Annotated in this window: 27 protein-coding genes and 1 pseudogene; 25 read left to right on the forward strand and 3 right to left on the reverse strand. The window is 34.9% G+C overall.

Annotated features, from left to right (window positions below):
• The first annotated feature begins 130 nt into the window (after window positions 1-130).
• The 13 genes from JCM9157_RS20265 (at window position 131) to JCM9157_RS20325 (ending at window position 9,885) form a co-directional block, all read left to right on the forward strand.
• Window positions 131-538: a DUF3997 domain-containing protein gene (locus JCM9157_RS20265; protein WP_035667672.1), complete on the forward strand. Its 408-nt coding sequence runs from the start codon at window positions 131-133 to the stop codon at window positions 536-538.
• A 628-nt stretch (window positions 539-1,166) separates the two neighbouring features.
• Complete coding sequence (locus tag JCM9157_RS20270) at window positions 1,167-1,469, forward strand: MazG-like family protein (protein WP_035667674.1); 303 nt, start codon at window positions 1,167-1,169, stop codon at window positions 1,467-1,469.
• Between the two features lie 165 nt (window positions 1,470-1,634).
• Entirely contained in the window at window positions 1,635-1,991 is a 357-nt protein-coding gene (locus JCM9157_RS20275) for a hypothetical protein (RefSeq protein ID WP_035667677.1), read from the forward strand.
• Window positions 1,992-2,152: 161 nt separating this feature from the next.
• Window positions 2,153-2,782 (forward strand): immunity protein Imm33 domain-containing protein, encoded by a 630-nt coding sequence (locus JCM9157_RS20280; RefSeq protein ID WP_035667679.1) that lies wholly within the window; start codon window positions 2,153-2,155, stop codon window positions 2,780-2,782.
• Between the two features lie 227 nt (window positions 2,783-3,009).
• Window positions 3,010-3,462, forward strand: a complete 453-nt coding sequence (locus JCM9157_RS20285; protein WP_052013287.1) for a DUF4362 domain-containing protein — start codon at window positions 3,010-3,012, stop codon at window positions 3,460-3,462.
• Window positions 3,463-3,700: 238 nt separating this feature from the next.
• Window positions 3,701-5,554, forward strand: coding sequence for a sigma-70 family RNA polymerase sigma factor (locus tag JCM9157_RS24215; RefSeq protein WP_081734268.1), 1,854 nt, complete (start codon window positions 3,701-3,703; stop codon window positions 5,552-5,554).
• Between the two features lie 343 nt (window positions 5,555-5,897).
• Window positions 5,898-6,068: a hypothetical protein gene (locus JCM9157_RS24755; protein WP_156321511.1), complete on the forward strand. Its 171-nt coding sequence runs from the start codon at window positions 5,898-5,900 to the stop codon at window positions 6,066-6,068.
• 482 nt (window positions 6,069-6,550) lie between these two features.
• Entirely contained in the window at window positions 6,551-6,754 is a 204-nt protein-coding gene (locus JCM9157_RS20300) for a hypothetical protein (RefSeq protein ID WP_035667684.1), read from the forward strand.
• Between the two features lie 100 nt (window positions 6,755-6,854).
• The gene (locus tag JCM9157_RS20305; RefSeq protein ID WP_235715061.1) at window positions 6,855-7,133 is read left to right on the forward strand and encodes a hypothetical protein; all 279 of its coding nucleotides are present in this window, start codon (window positions 6,855-6,857) and stop codon (window positions 7,131-7,133) included.
• A 111-nt stretch (window positions 7,134-7,244) separates the two neighbouring features.
• A complete protein-coding gene (locus tag JCM9157_RS20310; protein ID WP_035667690.1) occupies window positions 7,245-7,655 on the forward strand; it encodes an RrF2 family transcriptional regulator in 411 nt (136 codons plus the stop codon).
• Window positions 7,656-7,682: 27 nt separating this feature from the next.
• Window positions 7,683-8,600, forward strand: a complete 918-nt coding sequence (locus tag JCM9157_RS20315; protein ID WP_035667693.1) for an NAD(P)/FAD-dependent oxidoreductase — start codon at window positions 7,683-7,685, stop codon at window positions 8,598-8,600.
• A gap of 27 nt (window positions 8,601-8,627) precedes the next feature.
• Window positions 8,628-9,200 carry a class I SAM-dependent methyltransferase gene (locus JCM9157_RS20320; protein ID WP_035667697.1) on the forward strand — a complete coding sequence of 191 codons (573 nt, stop codon included), beginning with the start codon at window positions 8,628-8,630 and terminating at the stop codon, window positions 9,198-9,200.
• A 202-nt stretch (window positions 9,201-9,402) separates the two neighbouring features.
• Window positions 9,403-9,885, forward strand: a complete 483-nt coding sequence (locus JCM9157_RS20325) for an immunoglobulin-like domain-containing protein (protein WP_035667700.1) — start codon at window positions 9,403-9,405, stop codon at window positions 9,883-9,885.
• Between the two features lie 324 nt (window positions 9,886-10,209).
• Here the strand turns inward: JCM9157_RS20325 and JCM9157_RS24220 are convergent, their stop codons facing one another.
• Window positions 10,210-10,338 (reverse strand): DUF1272 domain-containing protein, encoded by a 129-nt coding sequence (locus JCM9157_RS24220; protein ID WP_235715062.1) that lies wholly within the window; start codon window positions 10,336-10,338, stop codon window positions 10,210-10,212.
• A gap of 82 nt (window positions 10,339-10,420) precedes the next feature.
• A complete protein-coding gene (locus JCM9157_RS20330; protein ID WP_035667731.1) occupies window positions 10,421-10,981 on the reverse strand; it encodes a cysteine hydrolase family protein in 561 nt (186 codons plus the stop codon).
• Between the two features lie 145 nt (window positions 10,982-11,126).
• Here JCM9157_RS20330 and JCM9157_RS20335 point away from each other — a divergent pair.
• The 3 genes and pseudogenes from JCM9157_RS20335 to JCM9157_RS20345 all read left to right on the forward strand — a co-directional run bounded on the left by JCM9157_RS20335 (window position 11,127) and on the right by JCM9157_RS20345 (window position 12,445).
• Window positions 11,127-11,548, forward strand: a pseudogene (locus JCM9157_RS20335) (Lrp/AsnC family transcriptional regulator).
• Window positions 11,549-11,588: 40 nt separating this feature from the next.
• Window positions 11,589-12,095 carry a hypothetical protein gene (locus JCM9157_RS20340; protein ID WP_035667702.1) on the forward strand — a complete coding sequence of 169 codons (507 nt, stop codon included), beginning with the start codon at window positions 11,589-11,591 and terminating at the stop codon, window positions 12,093-12,095.
• A gap of 56 nt (window positions 12,096-12,151) precedes the next feature.
• A complete protein-coding gene (locus JCM9157_RS20345) occupies window positions 12,152-12,445 on the forward strand; it encodes an antibiotic biosynthesis monooxygenase family protein (RefSeq protein ID WP_035667704.1) in 294 nt (97 codons plus the stop codon).
• A gap of 109 nt (window positions 12,446-12,554) precedes the next feature.
• On the opposite strand, the gene JCM9157_RS20350 is transcribed toward JCM9157_RS20345, so the two are convergent.
• Window positions 12,555-13,400 carry an AraC family transcriptional regulator gene (locus JCM9157_RS20350; RefSeq protein WP_035667706.1) on the reverse strand — a complete coding sequence of 282 codons (846 nt, stop codon included), beginning with the start codon at window positions 13,398-13,400 and terminating at the stop codon, window positions 12,555-12,557.
• A gap of 220 nt (window positions 13,401-13,620) precedes the next feature.
• Between JCM9157_RS20350 and JCM9157_RS20355 the strand changes: the two genes are divergently transcribed.
• The 9 genes from JCM9157_RS20355 to JCM9157_RS20395 all read left to right on the forward strand — a co-directional run bounded on the left by JCM9157_RS20355 (window position 13,621) and on the right by JCM9157_RS20395 (window position 19,232).
• A complete protein-coding gene (locus JCM9157_RS20355) occupies window positions 13,621-13,944 on the forward strand; it encodes a PadR family transcriptional regulator (protein WP_035667708.1) in 324 nt (107 codons plus the stop codon).
• Entirely contained in the window at window positions 13,941-14,807 is an 867-nt protein-coding gene (locus tag JCM9157_RS20360) for a permease prefix domain 1-containing protein (RefSeq protein ID WP_035667710.1), read from the forward strand. The genes JCM9157_RS20355 and JCM9157_RS20360 overlap by 4 nt, the downstream gene beginning before the upstream one ends.
• A gap of 16 nt (window positions 14,808-14,823) precedes the next feature.
• Complete coding sequence (locus tag JCM9157_RS20365) at window positions 14,824-15,867, forward strand: TolB family protein (RefSeq protein WP_035667713.1); 1,044 nt, start codon at window positions 14,824-14,826, stop codon at window positions 15,865-15,867.
• A 12-nt stretch (window positions 15,868-15,879) separates the two neighbouring features.
• Window positions 15,880-16,194: a hypothetical protein gene (locus tag JCM9157_RS20370; protein ID WP_035667715.1), complete on the forward strand. Its 315-nt coding sequence runs from the start codon at window positions 15,880-15,882 to the stop codon at window positions 16,192-16,194.
• A 44-nt stretch (window positions 16,195-16,238) separates the two neighbouring features.
• On the forward strand, window positions 16,239-16,598 hold the full coding sequence (locus tag JCM9157_RS20375; protein ID WP_035667717.1) for a cupin domain-containing protein: 360 nt from the start codon (window positions 16,239-16,241) through the stop codon (window positions 16,596-16,598).
• 83 nt (window positions 16,599-16,681) lie between these two features.
• Window positions 16,682-17,281 (forward strand): histidine phosphatase family protein, encoded by a 600-nt coding sequence (locus JCM9157_RS20380; protein ID WP_035667719.1) that lies wholly within the window; start codon window positions 16,682-16,684, stop codon window positions 17,279-17,281.
• Window positions 17,274-17,657, forward strand: a complete 384-nt coding sequence (locus JCM9157_RS20385) for a hypothetical protein (protein WP_035667722.1) — start codon at window positions 17,274-17,276, stop codon at window positions 17,655-17,657. The genes JCM9157_RS20380 and JCM9157_RS20385 overlap by 8 nt, the downstream gene beginning before the upstream one ends.
• A 304-nt stretch (window positions 17,658-17,961) precedes the next feature.
• On the forward strand, window positions 17,962-18,393 hold the full coding sequence (locus JCM9157_RS24225) for a DUF4829 domain-containing protein (RefSeq protein WP_081734269.1): 432 nt from the start codon (window positions 17,962-17,964) through the stop codon (window positions 18,391-18,393).
• Between the two features lie 71 nt (window positions 18,394-18,464).
• On the forward strand, window positions 18,465-19,232 hold the full coding sequence (locus JCM9157_RS20395; protein ID WP_035667724.1) for a class I SAM-dependent methyltransferase: 768 nt from the start codon (window positions 18,465-18,467) through the stop codon (window positions 19,230-19,232).
• Window positions 19,233-19,321: the final 89 nt, after the last annotated feature.

Consider the following 19,321-nt stretch of genomic DNA (forward strand, 5'->3'; position numbering starts at 1 on the left):
TTAGTACAATAATAGAAGATTTATATTTATTTGATACAACAGTGTCTAGTAATCGTAAATAGGTCCGTAAGTAAATTTATATCTGGATTTTTGAATAGAAAAGTAATTATATGTGAAAGGATTGGTTTTGTTGAATAACTATCTATTTGGGTGTTTTTGTTTACTTATTACTTTTTTTTCTTTAGGGTGTAGTAACGCTTTATTCGGACCTGGCACTACTGAATTTGAAATAAGCATCGATGAGTATTTTTTTATTGCAAATACGTCGAAAGATAATATCGTGCTTTTTCATAGGGATGAGTATAAAATTAATCGTGAATTTGTACCAAGAAAGATTGTAAGAGCAAACTGGAACGAAGATTATATTATTTTAGAACGAGAAAATGCAAATCAAAAAGAGCTCAAATATTGGATTGTTGATAAAAAAGGGATAAGCATTGTAGGAGCAAATCTAGATTTAGATAGATATAACGAATTAAAGGATAAACTTAAAATTGACGTTGACTTAATAAAGATAAGTAAATTAAGAAATGTATAAAAGTTAGATGAATAGAACTTCTTAGAAATCTTTATGCTACAGACCGCGCTAATCGATTAGGAGTAGCGTTCTATCTTATTGTACTAACGGAGCAGAAGAGTACAAAATCATTTTGAATTTATGGTAAAATAAAACATTAATGAGGTGATACCATGAAAATTAAAGAGTACAGTTTAACAATTGTATTAAATGCTTTTTTAGCTTATCTCTGACCACAGTGTTACTCTTGTAAATTCAATGAACAACTCATTTATTATAGGTGTAATACTAATGGGAATAGGTATGGTACTAATCTTTGAGATTTCTAATAGAGTAACGCCATTTAGACAATATAGATTACCACACCCAATTAGAATAACAGGCATTGCTTCTTTTGTTTTAGTAGTAGCTGTACACTTTTTATGGTTTAATTTAGTGTAATAAAAAACGCAGCTGCTATTAGCTATGTTTTTTTACTAACGGTGCGATCCTAGAACAAGGATTTGTTAAAAAAATATATAAAGAATTAATAGTTATTGACGGGGATTCAAAAGAGTTAGTTAGTAAGCTAATGACATACGAGGTGCCTATATACATAAATGGTAGTTAACTATCACTATAATTATAAATGGAAAAGAGGAAAGAAAACATGGAACAGTTGCTAAAAGAAATAAAGTTACTGAGTGAAAGAGAACCAAAAACGTTAGAACAAATGGCATTGAAGCTATCTGAGGAGGTTGGTGAAACCTCCCAAGCTGTTTTATCTTATCTAAAAGCAAGTGGAAGTAACTATAAAGAGTTGGGAATTGATGATGTAAAAGAAGAATGTATTGATGTTGTTTTAGTAGCTTTAGCTATGTTTTATAAATTATCTGAAAATGATGGGGAATTTCAAGAATTAGTTAGTAAAAAGATGGATAAGTGGGAAAGGAAAATGAGTTCTCAAAGTTAATTAATCATAATATGTGAAAAGATTCACTTATACTAACGGGGGCGATAGCTAAATAAAGGCTATCGCTGTTCTGTTGTTGAATTAAAGGAGTAGATTAACGCAATGGGGATAAAAACAAGATTTTTATAACTTTAGTAGGTGTACTTCAATTTGGGAGGGATTAATTTGAGAAATATTATTTACGGATTAGTTATTTCAATAGGTGTTTATATACTTATCGGATTAATAACATTTTTAATTACTCGTGAATTTTCCCTTGAAACAATAAAGATGATAGCGTTTGGAGTAGCGTTAGTGTTATTTATTTCTGCTTTCCCTTTATATAAAACGGTTTATCACGGTAGCAGGATAGCCAACCCAACTTACACAACATATACGCCTCCAGATGAACATCATCAGCAAAAACTTCAGAATGACTACGAGTCTTCTCTAAAGAAACCCCAAAATAACCTTGGAGGAATACTCGTTTGGACCGCCACTTTGATTATAGTATTCACAATACTGTTGACGGTACTATTTTGACTTTTTTCTAGTTTACTATCATATCCTTATTGAACTAACGGAAGTGAAAGCTTAATAAAGGTTATTACCTTTCTCTTGTTGAAGTAACGAAGCAGTTTAGTAAAAAACGACATGATAAAATAATTGTAATTATGAGCAATAGCATAAAGGAGGAATAACAATTGTCTTGGGAATTAGATAATGTTTATGATAGAAATAAAGAAGCTCCTTATACTTTTTATATTCCAAGCAAACAAGTAATTGACCTATTAGATATTGGTGACATTGTAAAGCTAATATTTTTGGGTGAGTCTGAAAAAGATGGTCTTGCAGGAGAAAGAATGTGGGTAGAAATTACTGAAAGAAATGGCGAAGATTTTAAAGGATTATTGACTAATGAACCTTATGATTTGAAGGATTTAAAAGTTGGACAAGAAGTTTTATTTAAGATTGAACATATATGCGATACAGAGTATGAAGACCCTTCTTCATCTGAATGGGACTACTATTTTGATACTAAAATTATGGTTAGTAAAGATGTTCTCGATAGAAGGGAATTCAACTTTATGTTACGAGATAATCCTAATAATGAACACGACTCTGGTTGGACAGTATTAAGTGGTTATGAAGAAGATGACTTCCTAAGTAACTCTGAAAATTTTCAACCTATTTCTATCGGTGCAATATTAAATATTGATAACTCAATTTTATCTATTATTGATGAAAAACCCCTGTGTGCATTTGAAAGAAATAAAGAAGGTTTATTTGAAGAAATTGATGATTATGATTGGGATAGCTATTTGAATGGTTAAGATTTTTTATTAAGCTAACGGGAGCGTTAGTTGAAGAAGCCGATATTTCAAAACAGGACTTCCATAAATTAAGAAGTCCCTTTTTTATACTAATATCAACAAAAACCTTTAGCAGCGCCAAATAAATAATAACGATTCCTGAGTATAGCCTTTATCTTATTTAAGTAACGGGAGTTTAGTGACATAGACATGAAACATCTTGAGAGAGTTTACAAGGGGGGAGTACATTGAAGAAAAAAATAAAATTGATATTTGTTTTACTTATTATGCTCTTAATTGCAGGTTGTCAAAATACAGACAACTCAACAAACCATACTCAGGAACTAAAGGATGTTCCAGATTACATACCTTCATCTGAAGATGTTGTAGATATGCACGGAGAAATTGAAAATATGGAGAGATTTGAGGAGTTTCTAAATAATGTTGAACAAGGGCAAAGAGATAATATTAGAGTAGTCAGATATACAACAGAAGGTGACCCAATGCTCCATGATCTTGAATACAAAGGTGAAGTTATAAAATCTACATCGGACCCACGAAGGGATAAATTTGGTGGAGGTAGCATAAATACTTCCACTTGTACCTCAGTTGAAGTTGTAGAACATACAGAAAGAACTGAATACATTCTTGATGGTTGCGGAAATATTACAGATAATATCATTTTGGTCACTTGGAAATAGTGTTAATTTTTCACCACAACAAAAGTTTGTGAAGTATTTTATTTCAAATAGCGGGAGCTAAAGTTTAAGAAACCTAAGAGATAGACTTCCAAGTTTAGGAGTCTATTTTATTTTAAATAAAATTAACATTTGAAGGTAATATAGATAATTTTTAATAAAATATTTTTCTTGAATTTAAAACGTTTTATAAGTTGATATAGTCTAATTACTAAGAAAGTCGTTGAAATGAGGGTGAAAGATGGATCAGGAGCACCTAGTGATTCAAGCGAGAAAAGGCAATGACCAGGCATTTTATGATTTGATGATTGCCAACAGAGAAAAATTGTATCGAATGGCCTATTCCTATTTTCATAATGAGGACGATGCCCTTGAAGCTGTACAAGAGGTCACATACAGGGCTTTTAAACAGCTTAAAAAGCTAAAGGAACCAGCATTTTTTTCAACATGGTTAGTTCGGATTTTGATTAATTATTGTAATGATGAAATGAAACGTAAGGGGAAAGTAGTTGCTTATGAGGCGTTTGAATCGAAGGAACTTCTAGAAGAAGACCATGCTGAGAAATTAGACTTGAAAACCAAAATACAAATGCTTAGAAAAGAGTATCAACATGTCATTATCCTTCGATATTTTCATGACTTAGCAGTTCCTGAGATTGCAAGGATTTTAGAAAAACCGGAAGGCACAATAAAAACATGGCAACACCAAGCGTTAAAAGAATTAAAAGTTGCATGGAAAGATGGGGAGCTACATGCTATGTCAAGTGAAAAAGAACTATATCAAATCGCCAATAAAATGAATCATGTAGAATTACCTAGCAAACTAAATGAATCCATCCAAGCTGGGATGTGGCAAGCTCAAAAAGAAAGACGAGTGACAAAGAGAAGAATATGGTCAAGTATTGCCGTGAGTTTGTTTTTACTAGTTTTCTTTACAACAGTCCGAGCATCGCCAACGTTTGCAAACTATATTAGTGAGCTTCCAGGGGGCACATGGTTGGTTGAGCTCGTACATTCTGATAAAGGACTTCAACAAGCCATTGAGCAAAATTATGCGACAGCTGTAGGAGTAAGCGATGAGCATGCCGGGCTTAAGTTAACGATCGAAGGCTATACAGCTGATGAAGCGAGGATTGTAATCTTTTATTCTCTTGAAAACAAAGAGGGCTATTCTTATGCGAGTATGCAACATTTTACGTTAATGCCGAACGAGTTTTTGGCGAGTATGAGTTACGGCGAACCGCATTTTGAAATTGAAAATGAAAAAATGGTTTATGGAAAAATTGATATTGGTATAAACGACATCAACAAGTTACCAGAAGAACTAACTCTAGCCACTACATTTACGTTGGAACTTCCGACGACTGGAGAAGTTAACAATGAAGATGTATGGGAAGTCATAATCCCTTTTGAGAAAGAAAGTTTCCTTGGTTTAAAAGAAGAGTATTCATTTAATGAAACAGTTGACTTTGCAGGGCAAAACATAACATTTTCTGATGCGGTAATTTATCCTACTCAAATGAGTATTGAATTTGAAGAAGATAAAGAAAACTCATTGAAAATATTTAGCTTAGAAGAGCTAGCCATTGAAAATGAAAAAGGAGAGCGCTTTGAAGCCACAACAAATGGAGTCATATCTCATAACCATAATGAGTGGGAGAAAACTCTCTTTTTAGAAAGTAGCTATTTTTCAGAAGCAGAAGAGTTATATATAACTGCTAGTCGAGTTCGAGCACTACCGAAGGAAGCATTGCAAGTGACCTTTGATGTAAACAGTCAAACATTACTGACTGCTCCTAGAGGGTTAACACTTCACGAGTATTCAGAGGATACTTCATACCATCATTTCACGTTTTTAATAAAAATGGATGAAGAGTTAGACCAATCACAATCGTTTCAAATCTTTGACCGTATAATTCTAGATGAAAAAAAGCAACAATTGGACTTAATCAATGAATGGTCTAGTCGCACTCTTGAGGACTCATTTGAAGAGTTTTCCTTTAAAGTGAAGAAAGGAAACGAACAAAAACTCGTCTTTACCATCATAGACTATCCAAATCGTATTTATGATGAAATGAAAATCCGGATTAAATAAAAGGATTTAGTGGTATTAGTTACCATGTATTCGGCAAAAGTGCTAGTTCCATTTTAGTGAAAAGTCAAACAGAAAATCTAGTTATCCTTAAATTACGAACAGTGCGTTTCTTTAATTAGAGGCGCTTTTTTTTGTATCAATAAAAAGGGAAATAATGTTAAAATAAATGAGCAGGAGAGTGTTAAAATTTTTAATGTTACTAAGAAAGGAACACTTTTTAAGGAGTACATGTTGGTTTAAAGGATCAGAAGCAAAAGAAGAATAAATCTGTTTCCTTGTTCGATTAAAGGAGTAATTTACAATAACAAAAATTAGACTCACAAACAAAGAGGAGGAAATAGAAATGTTAGAATTTATTCTGCAAAATTTCTTTTTCTTATTCATTTTAATCGTAATAGGAGTATTTATGATTCGAAGATTTAAAAGGAATACCTCTGAAAGTTCCATGTTAAAAGACAAAGACCATATTGAATCTTTAAAAAGACGTGTGGAAGAGTTAGAACGAAAAAAATAGTTGCATTGTTTCTGTGCTTTATTGTGCTACGGTGCAGTAGAGCTAATAAGATTATTTATAAATGAATCATCTTGAAATGAGGATAATGGATGGGGATTTTTTTCAAAAAGATGCTTAAAAAGGAAACTGATAATTGGGGAAAAGGTTGTATTTTAGGCTTTTACGCCTTCTTATTAGTTCTGTTTATAAACCAAATATATGATTTTATTTTTAATAATTACTTGTTATCAAACTTTGTTATTTTTTCGATTGGGTTGGGGACTGCATTTGTCTGGTCCTCAATTTTAAAATTCATTAAAAGGAAGAAGCCAAAAGAAGTGAAGCATCTGTTTTAAAACTACTAAGAAAATAAACTTCTCTATGAAAAGAAATTACATATTGAACTCTGGATTGGTTGACTGGCCTGAGAACCAGGATAGATATCTTAGTAAATGTTAATCTCTGTGGGTAAGCGTAAATTCTGGACAAAAGAGGTGTGATTTATGAGGAAAATTTATGAATATATGTCTACTGAAGAAAAAATAAAGGCATTGGGATTATTAAAAGTTGATATCATAGAGTTAAAACAAGAATTACAGAACAATTATCCAAGGGTAGTTAAAGACGCTATCACAGAAACCTTGAATAGATACCAAATAGAAGAAGAATGGCTAAAAAATAAAGTAGAAGAAAGAACAAATTGTTGAACAATGGGTAGCATAAGTTTAACCGAAATTATCGTATATGTTAATGACCAGTCTAGCATAATTGGATTAATAACCTAAGTTAAAGGGAGGTTTTAGGATTTTGAATAATAGAAAAGCAGGAAGCATTCTTGGTGTTACATCTATTGTATCTATGATATTGAGCATTGTTATTTTCTATATGCAAAGAGGGCCAAATGCTGATATTCAATTAGGTATACTTGTTTTCAGCATATTATCAATTATTGGTATTTTCCTTGCTGTAATTTCTTGGTTGATGTCTAAACGCCTTGTCTTTTTAGTTATTGGTTTATTGGGGAATGGTGCAGTTTTAGCCTATGCTTTTCTTTTATTATTAGCAGTAGGGATAAGCGAGTCATAAATAGCATTATTAGACTGCTAAGTTGACTTCCTCCCCGTCTAATGCTACATTTATTCATATTATAGATATTAAGAGTCTTTAATATCTCTTTTAAAAATGAGGAGGTTATGTATGAGGTATTCAAACGCAACAAACTACGCCCTGCATACGATGGTCCATTTAATGCTACAGCCTGGGGGGAGTTCGGTGGGGGTGCAGGAATTAGCAGAAATGCAGAAGCTTTCCCCGACGTACCTTTCTAAAATATTAACCAAACTGACGAAAGCTGGTTTAATCGAGTCAACGCCGGGGGCGAAGGGAGGTTATAAAATTTCCAGAACGAAACATGAAATATCCTTTTTAGATGTTATTCACGCGACTGAAGGGGATTCGAGCTTATTCGACTGCTCTATTCACCATGAAGGATGCTTGATAGAGAACGTTATGAGGCAGGCAGAGGAAAATATGAAAAATGAGCTGGCGTCTAAGCTTTTGAGTGAAATTGCTAGGGAGGCAGTTGCTAAACAGAAAGAAGAAAGCTAATTTTTATATTTGAAAGGAGCGGAAAAGATGATAATAGACTGCGCTGTAATTGGTGGAGGTCCAGCTGGACTGAATGCTGCTTTAGTACTTGGAAGATCAAGACGAAAAACGATTCTATTCGATGATAACAAACCGAGAAATGCGGTGACTTCTGAGTCCCACGGGTTTATCACAAGGGATGGTATACAGCCGCAGGAATTCAAAAGGATTGCCCAAGAAGAATTGAGTAGGTATCCGGACGTAAGGATTGAACGGCAAAAGGTGCATCGTATAAATAAAGAAAACAACTTGTTCCTAGTTGAGACAGAAAACGGGGAATTATACAGCGCGAAAAAGATTATACTCGCCACCGGCTTTAAAGAAGTGCTCCCAGATATCCCACGGGTGACAGAGTTCTATGGCAAGAGCCTGTTCAGCTGTCCTTTCTGTGATGGCTGGGAATTAAGAGATCGGCCGCTGGCTGTGATTACTGAAGATCAAAAGGGGTTTCATTTTGCAAAAGTGGTGTCCAACTGGACGAATGATTTAATTATTTTTACTAACGGCAGGAAAATCCTTTCGCTAGCAGAACAAGAATTGCTCAAAAAAAATGGCATCAGTATTAACGAAAAGAAGATCTCCTCACTCATTGGCAAAGAGGGGATGCTAGAAAAAATCCAGCTTGAAGATGGAACTTCAGTACCCCGTGAAGGAGGGTTTATCACTGCGGAATGGAAACAGGCTGCTTCTTTTGATTCACTCGACTATACATTAAATGAGCAGGGAGGGATTACAACTGACAGCTGGCAACGTACGAATATAGAAGGGCTGTATGCTTGCGGTGATACGCGAATTGCCGGTCCTTCCCAGTTAATTATTGCGGCAGGGGAAGGTAGTATGGCTGCTATCGCTGTGAACTCGGCACTTATAGAAGAAAAATTTAACCAGGAGAATCAGCACGCCTAAATAGCTGCTTAATAAAGGAGGATATATATGCACCACTCACATGGCAAGCACAGTAAAGGAAAAGTTTCATACTTGGAAAGTCCTGAACGAAGAAAAGAATTTTCCCCGGAACAGTTGCTGAACATGATTCCATTAAAAGAAACGGACAACTTATTAGACTTTGGAGCAGGAACCGGTTATTTTTCCATCCCGGCAGCGAAAAGGATCCAAGGCAACGTATATGCGCTCGATATCGACGCAGCCATGCTTGAAATAATAAATGAGAAATCCATGGAGGAACAACTCACCAATATTGTTCCAGTGCAGGGAAGTATGGAGGCACTTCCTTTATCTGAAGGCTCTATTGATATTATCATTGCTTCTCTCGTATTGCATGAAATCCAGCCACTGGCACCAATGTTACAGCAAATGAAAAGTGTACTAAAAACAGAAGGATATCTAGTATGTCTTGAACTTAAACCAAAAGAAAGTTTCGAGAAAGCACCGAGGATTACTTTAGAAGGAATGGAGCGGGAAATGAAAGAAGCAGGATTCCAGGTAACAGAGAAATTTTTCCCGGCAGAATCTTTATACATGCTCGTTGCGCAAAAAACAGAATAACTAATTTTTTTGTTCAATTATAGACATTAAAGGTCTGTAAAGTATTTAATTAATTCGATTTTTTGGGAGACAGCTTGCATAGCGAGAAAGTACCTAATTCTACAAAATTAGGTGCTTTTTCTGCTTCAATACTCCTGATGGATACATAATGAAAGAAACTTAACTTGGTATTTATGCGTCTTACATAAAAGGGGGGAACTTCATGAAGAGATATGGACGTTTACTATTTTGTATGGCAATGAGTTTGCTTGTTTTAGCAGGTTGTGGAAGCTCCAGTAATAACCTTAAAGAAACTGATTGGGAACCTACCATATATGAATCGGTCAACACGTTGGATGGAGTATCAATGACTATAAAGGAAGGAACCGTCTCCTCAACTGAGTTGACTCTAATTCTTGAAAATAACTCTGACAAGCAATGTATTTATGGTGAGTCTTATTTATTGGAAAAGAACATCGAGGGTAATTGGTATCAGGTCCCTGTTACACTAGATGGTGAATACGGTTTTGTTGATATTGGTTACGAATTGAATTCTTCTGATGTTAAAGAATGGCCAGTTGATTGGGCTTGGCTCTACGGAAGTCTAAACAAAGGTCATTACCGTATAGTGAAAGATATTCTCGATTTTAGAGAAGCTGGAGACTATGATCATCACTATTTGACAGCAGAGTTTATAATTGATTAACGAAACAAGGGTGTAACTAATACTCTGAATAAAAGAAAAAGCGGCTGGGACATAACTAAAGTGTTTAAATGAGCATACGAACGATGCAGATCCTTAGCGGAGGAAATATACGTAGACTCCTGCGGGATTAAAGGCAAGGGTGAGACCCCGCAGTGCGTATGCACGAGGAGGCTCACCAGCCGCCCGCGGAAAGCGAAGTGTATTTCCGGAGCGATTGCTACGCAGTAACCATCTTTTCGTTCGGATTTTCTCGTTATTAAAACTCTTATGTCCCAGCCTCTTTTTCACATAGCCTTGGAAACATTTAATAGCAACAAAAAGTTGTTAACTAGGTTTAGGGCGTCTAACCAGTTCTCCTCCGCAATTGGGACAGATATGACTCATCTTTTCCGTACAAGGCTCACAAAACGTGCATTCGTGAGTACAAATATAAGCATTGGTTTCTACTAATATGCTTTGTTAACAAGCTTCACAACACTTTCTCATTTCTAATGCCATCTAGTATTCTCTCCTTTGTTAGAGCTCCAATTTATTTCTACAGCATGGCAACGATTTCTTCTGTTGTTTTAATAATTGCAAATTCCTCATGCAAATTTGCTAAAGTCATTTCGTGTATTTTCTCAGCAGTTAACGTTTCCCCACTAAGACTCTGTCTATCGAAAGTGGCAGTCGCATCTGAAACTAAGTAAGGATTAAAGCCAAGATTTCCAGCCATACGAGCTGTTGTTTCAACACAGTGGTTCGTAGTTAAACCCGTTATAACGATGTTAGGGCAATTTCTTTTCCTTAGTATTTCTTCAAGGGTAGTGCCAATAAAAGCACTATTAACACTTTTGGTAATAATCATATCGTTTGGCAGTGGGGTGATCATTTCTTTGAATTCACTTGTTTCATTTTTGGGATGAAAAAGAGACTCCTTATTTTTTGATATGTGTTTAACATAGATAACTAATCTTTGATGTGAATTCCAGTGTTCTATTAACTTTTCGATATTCTTCTCAGCAAATGGATTGTTTCGCTTGCCCCAACTTTTATCATCAAATGCCTTTTGGACATCAATGACTATTAACGGGACGTTTGTATCTAGCTTATTCAGAGTTATTCCCTCCCTACTTTTAATAACTTCATTGTAATTATTCACATTCTCTTTTCACATAGATGTATGATTGTATTATTGTTAAACCAGTTAATAAATTAAGTTATTTATAAGGATCTACTTTAAAATTGAAGGGAGCTTTAGCATGGATGAAATTGACAAGAGTATTTTGATTGAGCTGCAACATAATGCCCGTATATCGGTGACAGAGCTAGGTAAGAAAATTGGACTATCAACACCGGCAGCAAATGAGAGATTAAAGAAATTAGAGGAAAAGGAAGTGATTGAAGGGTATCGAGCTGTTATTAATCCGGAAAAAGTAAACAAGCATGTTACTGCTTTTATCCTATATGACACAAAGAGATGTAAGGAATTTAGAGAGTTTTGTAAAGAACATCCAAGTGTAATAGAGTGTCATAGCTTGCTGGCCAATTCAGTTATTTAGTAAAGGTTGTCACTGAATCCGTTCACACCCTTGAGCACTTTATAGACGAATCAATGATTTACGGACAACCGTCTTCATTAATTAACCTTTCATCTCCGGTAAAACATAAACCGCTAGCTTAGTTGGTGCTTTCTAATCTAGTCACTTTAAGAGGAGGAGCAAATGGAGACTAACAAGTTTGATGAATTTATTAAAATTGCCAAAAAACTAAATGAAATTGACATAATCCCATTGTTAATGGGTTCAGTTGGTTTAGAAGTCGTTACAGGGCAGAGTTGGGATGCTAAAGACTTAGATATTCATGTACCCGGAGACAAACGAGGATGGGAAGTACAACCTGAATTATCTATTTTTAACTGGAATGAAATGAAGAAAATCATGAACTCAATGGGATATAGCTTAATTGATTTACATGAACATGAGTTTTTTAAAGAAGGCTTATTCTCTGTTGAATTCGGTATTATTGACACTTTACCAAATTTTGCAGGAGTACAATTAGAAGAATTAGAATTACATCAAAAAGGAGAAGTAACATATTATTTACTGAATCCTGAGCAATATTTGTCTGTTTATAAGTCTTCATCGAAGGATAGTTACAGAGCAGATAAAAATAATCATAAAGATAGTTTTAAAATAGAGTTCTTAACTAGTTTGCTGAAAAATGATTAAACATTTCTCGGTGCCAACAGTTAGTTGACTTAAAACATTCTAAAAGGAGAAATCAAATGATTCTAGAAGCTGTTATGCTACAAGTTAAACAAGGGATGGAAGAAGAATATGAGGAAGCGTTTCGGGAAGCATCAAAAATAATATCGGCTATGAGAGGTTACTTATCGCATGAATTACAAAGATGTATGGAAGTTAAGGGGAAATACTTATTGTTGGTAAAGTGGGAAACGTTAGAAGACCATACAGTTGGATTTAGACAATCAAAAGAGTATCAAGAATGGAAAAAACAGCTACATCACTTCTATGACCCATTTCCAACAGTCGAACATTTTGAAAAAGTATTTCTTTAAGAATGATACAAAAATAGGGATGCGATGTTTACTAATAATCAAAGCATCGCATCCGTTGTGCTATTAACGAAAGCCGATATTGGGTCTGAATATAAGGTGGAGGTATTTTCTATTTTTTCTTAATAGAGACCCAGATCTCACTTTTATGATCTTTGCTAGCAAGGATTTCCGGTCCTCCTTCTATCAGTTCATAGGAAGACGTTGGTAACCATTCGGAGTATATTCGCTGCCAATGCTTTTCAACTTGTAGCCAATCCCCTTCTACTTCGAAGATGGCCCAGGTTAACGCAGGAACTTCTAATGTTGAATAGTCATCATTTTCTTCTGTAGTAACTGCTCCAATATACTGGTTAAAAGTGGCTTTCCCATCCGAACTCTCTGAGTAGTTGGCTGACACATGAACGATCCCAGAAGGTTCATGATTGGAGAAGGACTCTAGTTCACTCATTTTTGCATCACTAATACTTGTAATCATATTCTCGTAGGTCGGTGAGAGGATTTCATCGACCATTTCGACTTCGTACTTAACTCCGACAACTTTAAATGCAGCTTTTTCAACAATACGGTAGTTCATTTCGTTTCCTCCTTGAATAGTTAATTGAAAGGTCATTCTTGGATATGCTTTCACGGTTTGCTGAGGCTTTCTTGAAACGGAAGGAGTAACACCATGGTAATTTTGAAAAGCTCTTGAAAAGGCATCAGGAGATTGATATCCATATTTTAGTGCAATATCAATTATTTTAACTTGAGAGTCTTTTAGTTCTAGAGCTGCCAAAGTTAGTCGTCTTCTTCGAATGTACTCAGATATGGTGATACCTGATAGAAAGGCAAATAGACGTTTGAATTGATACTCAGAGCAGAAGGCTCTAGTTGCGACTTCATTTAAGTCAATCGTATTGTCCAAATTCTCTTCAATATAATTTAGTGCCTGGTTCATTCCTTTTAACATATCCATTATAGTTAACCGCCTTTCACTACTAGACTAACAGGATAAATGATCGCTTACCCGACTTTATATGCTCATTTTAGTCGGGTTTTTTATTTTCTATTTAAACAAAGAAAATTACTACTTAAACTAGGCCCCGAGTATTGTAAGATTGCACACAAGTATACCTTGTAACACGATGTACATCGTGTTACAATTTAAATACAAAAAAAGGAAATTAGGTGAAGAAATGGATAAGGAAATGTTGAAAGGAAGTATTGATCTTCTCCTGTTATCGCTTATTAATCAAAGAGACCTTTATGGCTATGAAATTACCAGATTGCTAAAGCAGCTAAGTGATGACCATTATGAAATGAGTGAAGGGACTCTCTATCCAGCATTAAAACGGCTAGAGAAAAAACAATGGATTGAGTCGTATTGGTCTGAAACTCCTTCAGGGAGAAGAAAGTATTATAAAATTACAGACTCAGGAACAAAGGAGTTAGAAAAGAAGCAAAAAAACTGGAAACTCATTGAGAATTTAGTACAAAAAAGTACGGAGGGTCTTATATGAAATCGAAATTAGAACAGTATGTCGAAAACATTGTCCGTCATACAGAAAGTTCTAAGAAAGAAAAAGAGGATTTATATGAGGAATTACTTAGTCACCTTCAGAGTTCTCGCGATTTCTTAATGGAAGAGGAAGGTCTAACACCAGATAATGCAGAGGAAAAGGCGATGCAGTTATTTGGTCAAGAAGGAGAAATCGGCAGTCAAATACAGCAAGCACTTTTTCCTTATCGTAAGGAGTTAATGCTCACATTAGCCATATCCTCGATTATTTTTACCATCAGCACTTACGTATTGAGTCTTTTTGTTGGTGGCGATGCCTACATTGGATGGCTTTGTATTTCGATGAGTTTGAGTTCCATGCTTTTGTTTCTTCCTTTAAATCAGCATTTTCATATAAATAGAAAGCTCTGGATCAATGGTTTGTTGATTGTTCATACTCTGGTGCAATTATATGGGTGGTTAATTGTAAGCCAGTTGGATCATTCAACAATTGTCGGTTTAACGATTTTGGTCTGGTTAAACATTGCGCTTACTATTGGTCTTATTTACTGGATAACCATCTATGACTATGGTACTAATGAAAAACATATGAAATTGCTACATGGATTGAATATTGCGAGTGGGATTGTCATTATAGGAATCTCACTAGTTTTGATCGTTGGCGGTTTTATTATGATTGGTAAGTTTCACTTCATGATGGCTGTGTTTGCTAGTCCCGTTGCCGTTTGGGCGGTGCTGTATGTAGTGCAATTAAAACTGGCGAAAAGAAATATGAACATTGCCTTTCTTGTCGGGATTATCCCCGTTTTAGCTTGTATTCTCATCTTTATATGGATATATGGACCAGCAATCTATTTTAACTAGTAGAAAGGATTTGACCATGAAGAAAAAAAACCTCATGTTTCTCTTAATTTGTTTAAGTAGTTTAACAGTGGGTCTTGCGATTTTGGGAATGTTTTTCAACAAAACAGAAAATGAGAAACAGAATGGACTTTCTAACCAATATGATGTATCTTCCGAAAATGAGATTGCCTATGTTGCGTATGAAAAGGGGAAGCCGCAGTTATTTTTGCATCGTGAAGAGGAGCCAAAGCATACAGTGGTCGCAGAATATGATGAGGAAACGATGATTCTAGATCCAACCTTTTCAGATGATGGCTCGATCTTGGCGTATATTACGACAAATAAAGATAAGGAAACAGAACTAATTAGTACAATCCACTTTTATAGTTTAGAAGAAAACACAATAACAGATGTATTCACTGACTTTTCGACCGTAACCGAAATAGAATTTAAGCCAGACCATTCATCTCTTTTATACCTCCGGGCAGGAACATTTGAGAATTATTCACCGATTACAGGCAAAAGGCCACACAATTTTGATGTTTACGAATATAATCTAGATCAAAAAACACATCAACAAAAGACAAATCTCGAACAGTATTCTATTTATTCATTGAACGTTGCCAAGAGTGGTGATCGTGTTTTCTTAGGAAGAGATGATGATTCAGATGCAGAGACAGCAGAGGATATCTTTGAAGTAAAACAAAGAATTTTTGAAATTCCATTGGACTCTCCGGAAGAGATGTCAATCATTTCAGATCCTGAGCGTGAAGTTTCTATTTTTAGTTTTACAATCACGCCAGATGGAAACGATTTAATTTTCCAAACGATTAGCAATCCAAATGACGGTGGCATCTTTAAATATGAATTATTTAAGTATAATCTAGAGACAAAAGAAGAAAAACAATTAACTCGCTTTGGTGATCATACGAGTGATCCTGTTGTAAGTGCGGATGGAAGTACGATTTACTTTATGAGGGATAAAAAATTTGCTAAGGGTAACCCCGATTATCATCTATACAAAATGAGTATTGATGGAGATCAAATGGAAGAATTAGTACTTGAGCCAAATATGGAGTAGAAGAGGTAAAAAATGAAAATCAATCTGATAATCTTTCTAACATCATCAAAAGAAGAATGTAAAAGTTCAGAAATGGTAATGAAGACATTTGAATCAATTATTCGTCCTGTTAAAGGCGATATTATTGATGACCCTGGATTTGACTCAAGATTTCATAATGGATACGAAGTTGTAAAAGTGACTATCAATTATGAAACAGATGAATGCTATGTTTCTCTACATCCACTTGTACTTGAATTAGAGGAAATGAGTATCAATGACTATTTAGACAAACTTAAAGCTAATAAATGGCGTGTTGTGTCAAAAGAAGAACTTATTAGCACTTGATAGTATTTAATCTAGGTGTCTATCAAACCAAAAGGAGGCTGAAAATGAAATTATACAGATTTAGTAAAGATCATGGTAAGAAGGTTTCCAAATTTAATTCAGATTTCATTATGTCCCGTGTTATTCAAACCGAAAAGTCAGCTCATGTTGGCTGCATGTATTTAGAGGAAAATGGAGTCATAGGCTTTCATCAAGCGGTAGTACCTCAACTTCTTTTAATTTTGAATGGAGAAGGGTATGTTCGAGGTGATAAAGAAGAATACATTAAAGTTCAACCGGGAGATGCCGTTTTTTGGGAGAAAGATGAATGGCATGAAACCAAAACGGACACAGGACTCACTGCCATTGTGATTGAAAGTGAAGAATTAAGTCCATCTTCTTTTATGTCTTTAGAGAAAGGGTAGCTTTACTTTGAGATTGGGTAAGGCTTTTTTCTTTATTCTGCAACGGAAGTTTACAAGATGTAAAAAAAGGAGTTGCTAGTAAAATGACTAATCTATATTTTGTTAGGCATGCACACTCTGTATATACACCTGATGAATTAGGGAGACCTTTATCAGATAAAGGTTATTCCGATGCACTTAAAGTTACTGAACTATTAAAAAACGAGAACATTGATATTGTTATTGCAAGCCCCTATAAGCGTGCTATTCAATCCGTAGAAGCTGTTGCTACACACATAGATAAAGACGTTGAAATAGTAGAGGGTTTTAAGAAACGTCTATTAACGGCAGTCCCCGCCGAAGATTTTAACCTTGCCATAACAAAAGTATGGGAAGACGACACTTTTTCTTGGGCAGGTGGAGAGTCTAATACTAGTGCTCAAAAAAGAGGTGTAGATACGGTTTACAATGTATTAGAGAAGTACTCTGGCAAAAACGTTGTAATCGGTACACATGGAAACATAATGGTTCTGATGATGAATCATTTCGATAATCAGTATCATTTCTCATTTTGGAAAAGTCTCAATATGCCAGATATATATAAGTTAACTTTTGATGGTAAGGAGTTAAAAAGTGTAATTAGATTGTGGGAAAGACGCCCAAACGGGAAAAATTTAATAAGGGAGAATTATAATAATGAATAAATTCTATGTTGCATCGAGTTTTAAAAATATAGATACAGTTCGTTACGTTAGTAATGAGTTAATCAATAAAGGTTATATTCGTACATATGATTGGACAAAAAATGAAAGAGCTTCAACGATGGAAGAATTAAAAGAAATAGGACAACAAGAAAAAGAGGCTGTAATGGAAGCTGATTTTATTATTGTTTTATTGCCAGCAGGGAAAGGAAGTCACATTGAATTTGGTGTTGCACTTGGACAAGGAAAAAGAATTTATCTTTACTCACAAGGTGACGAAGTAAATAATCTTGAAACAACCAGTACTTTTTATCATTTATCTCAAGTTGAGATATGTATTGGTTCAATTGATGAGTTGATTTCAATTGTTACAAAATAAGTGAGTGTTGTTCTGCTAACCGGTAAGCTTTACTTCAATATGAGTAAAGCTTTTTCTTCTATTAGTAAAAAAGTAAAAAGCTCAACTGTAAAACTTTACAATTTTTGGTTATAAGTATGATAAAATACAAGATAAATAGAAATTGTGAGCGAAGGGTTAGTAGCAGCAAGTAAGGTTATAGAAGGGCTAAATAAGAGGTGTCATAACGGGGGCAATGCTCAAAAAGGGTAATTGCTCTTTTTGGTGAATACTGAAATTAGTGTGGCAGGCCAACAAAAAAATCATAACTATTGAGGGCGGTAACATGAAAAAAACGATATTATCTCTTTGTTCAATAATCATTCTGGTGTCTATTGTGCTTTATAGTCAATCTGGTAAAACCAATAATGTTGAAGTGAGTGTGGAGGAATCTACTAAATTCTCTGAAGAGGAAATAAATGAAGCCGTTGTAGCTGTGAAGAGGAAATTTAGAGAGTTTCAGGGGTGTGAACTTACAGATCTTTGGTATTCAGAAAAGAAACCAAACGAATTTGTTGAGGGCTATATGAAATATGGCAAGGGCTCAACAAACGGGATTAAGGAAGAAAATGTCATTGTTTTATTATCCAATTTTGATGTGAATTCAAAGGGAGGAGACGGAAGTTTCGAGCCAAACTCCACTTATTCTGATTGGAACTGGATCTTAGTTAGGGATCATGATTCGGGTAAATGGCGTGTGGATGATTGGGGATATTGAGTATGAAAAAGAGTTTATGTTATAGGCAGGCTTCGTAATAATGATGTTAATAGCAAAAAGGAGATCAGAACATGTTAGGTTATTACAATAAGCTTTCCTCAGAAGTTTACGATACGGATAAATACATTGGCCTTTCTTTCGGAGATGTAGAGTTTTATAGTGAGAGACTAGCAACTTGTGCGGGTGACATTCTTGAACCAGGAGTTGGTAATGGCCGAATTCTCATTCCACTTCTAGAAAAAGGCTTAAAAGTTTCAGGATTTGATGTTTCAGAAGAAATGCTGAAAATTTGCAGGAATAACTGTGAAAGAAGAGGGTTAAAACCAAATCTATTTCAAGGACAAATGCAGTCATTTTCATTAGAAACTAAATATGAAGCCATAATTGTACCGACTGGAACATTTTTGCTGTTACATAGAAGAGAGGATTCTATTAAAGCATTAGAGAACTTCTACCACCACCTCTCTAATGGAGGGAAGCTCATTTTAGATCTCTTCTTACAAACGGATCTAACAACTGAGAAAAACTCAACAAGAACTTGGGAAACTAAGAATGGAGCGATTATTACATTAGAAAGTAAAATAGTTGAAGTTGACTTCATCAACCAATATACCATCTCTCATAATCGCTACGAGAAATGGGAGAGCGGCCAATTTCTTCAAACTGAGTTAGAACGATTTCCACTCCGTTGGTATGGGATTGAAGAGTTTAAACTAATTCTTGAAAGTGTTGGATTTGAAAACATAACCATATCAGCAGATTACAAATACGGAGAATATCCAACTGAATCAAGCCAAATGATTACATTTGAAGCTACGGTTAGTAAAGAGGAAAAATAAAGTTGTAAATGAAGGAGTATTAAAATGGCCAATAAATTTAAAGTTTTGCTCATTATACTACTTTGTGTTTCTATTTTACTGACGGTTAT

The sequence above is a fragment of the Halalkalibacter akibai JCM 9157 genome (assembly GCF_000513135.1).
GTDB lineage: Bacteria > Bacillota > Bacilli > Bacillales > Bacillaceae_D > Halalkalibacter > Halalkalibacter akibai.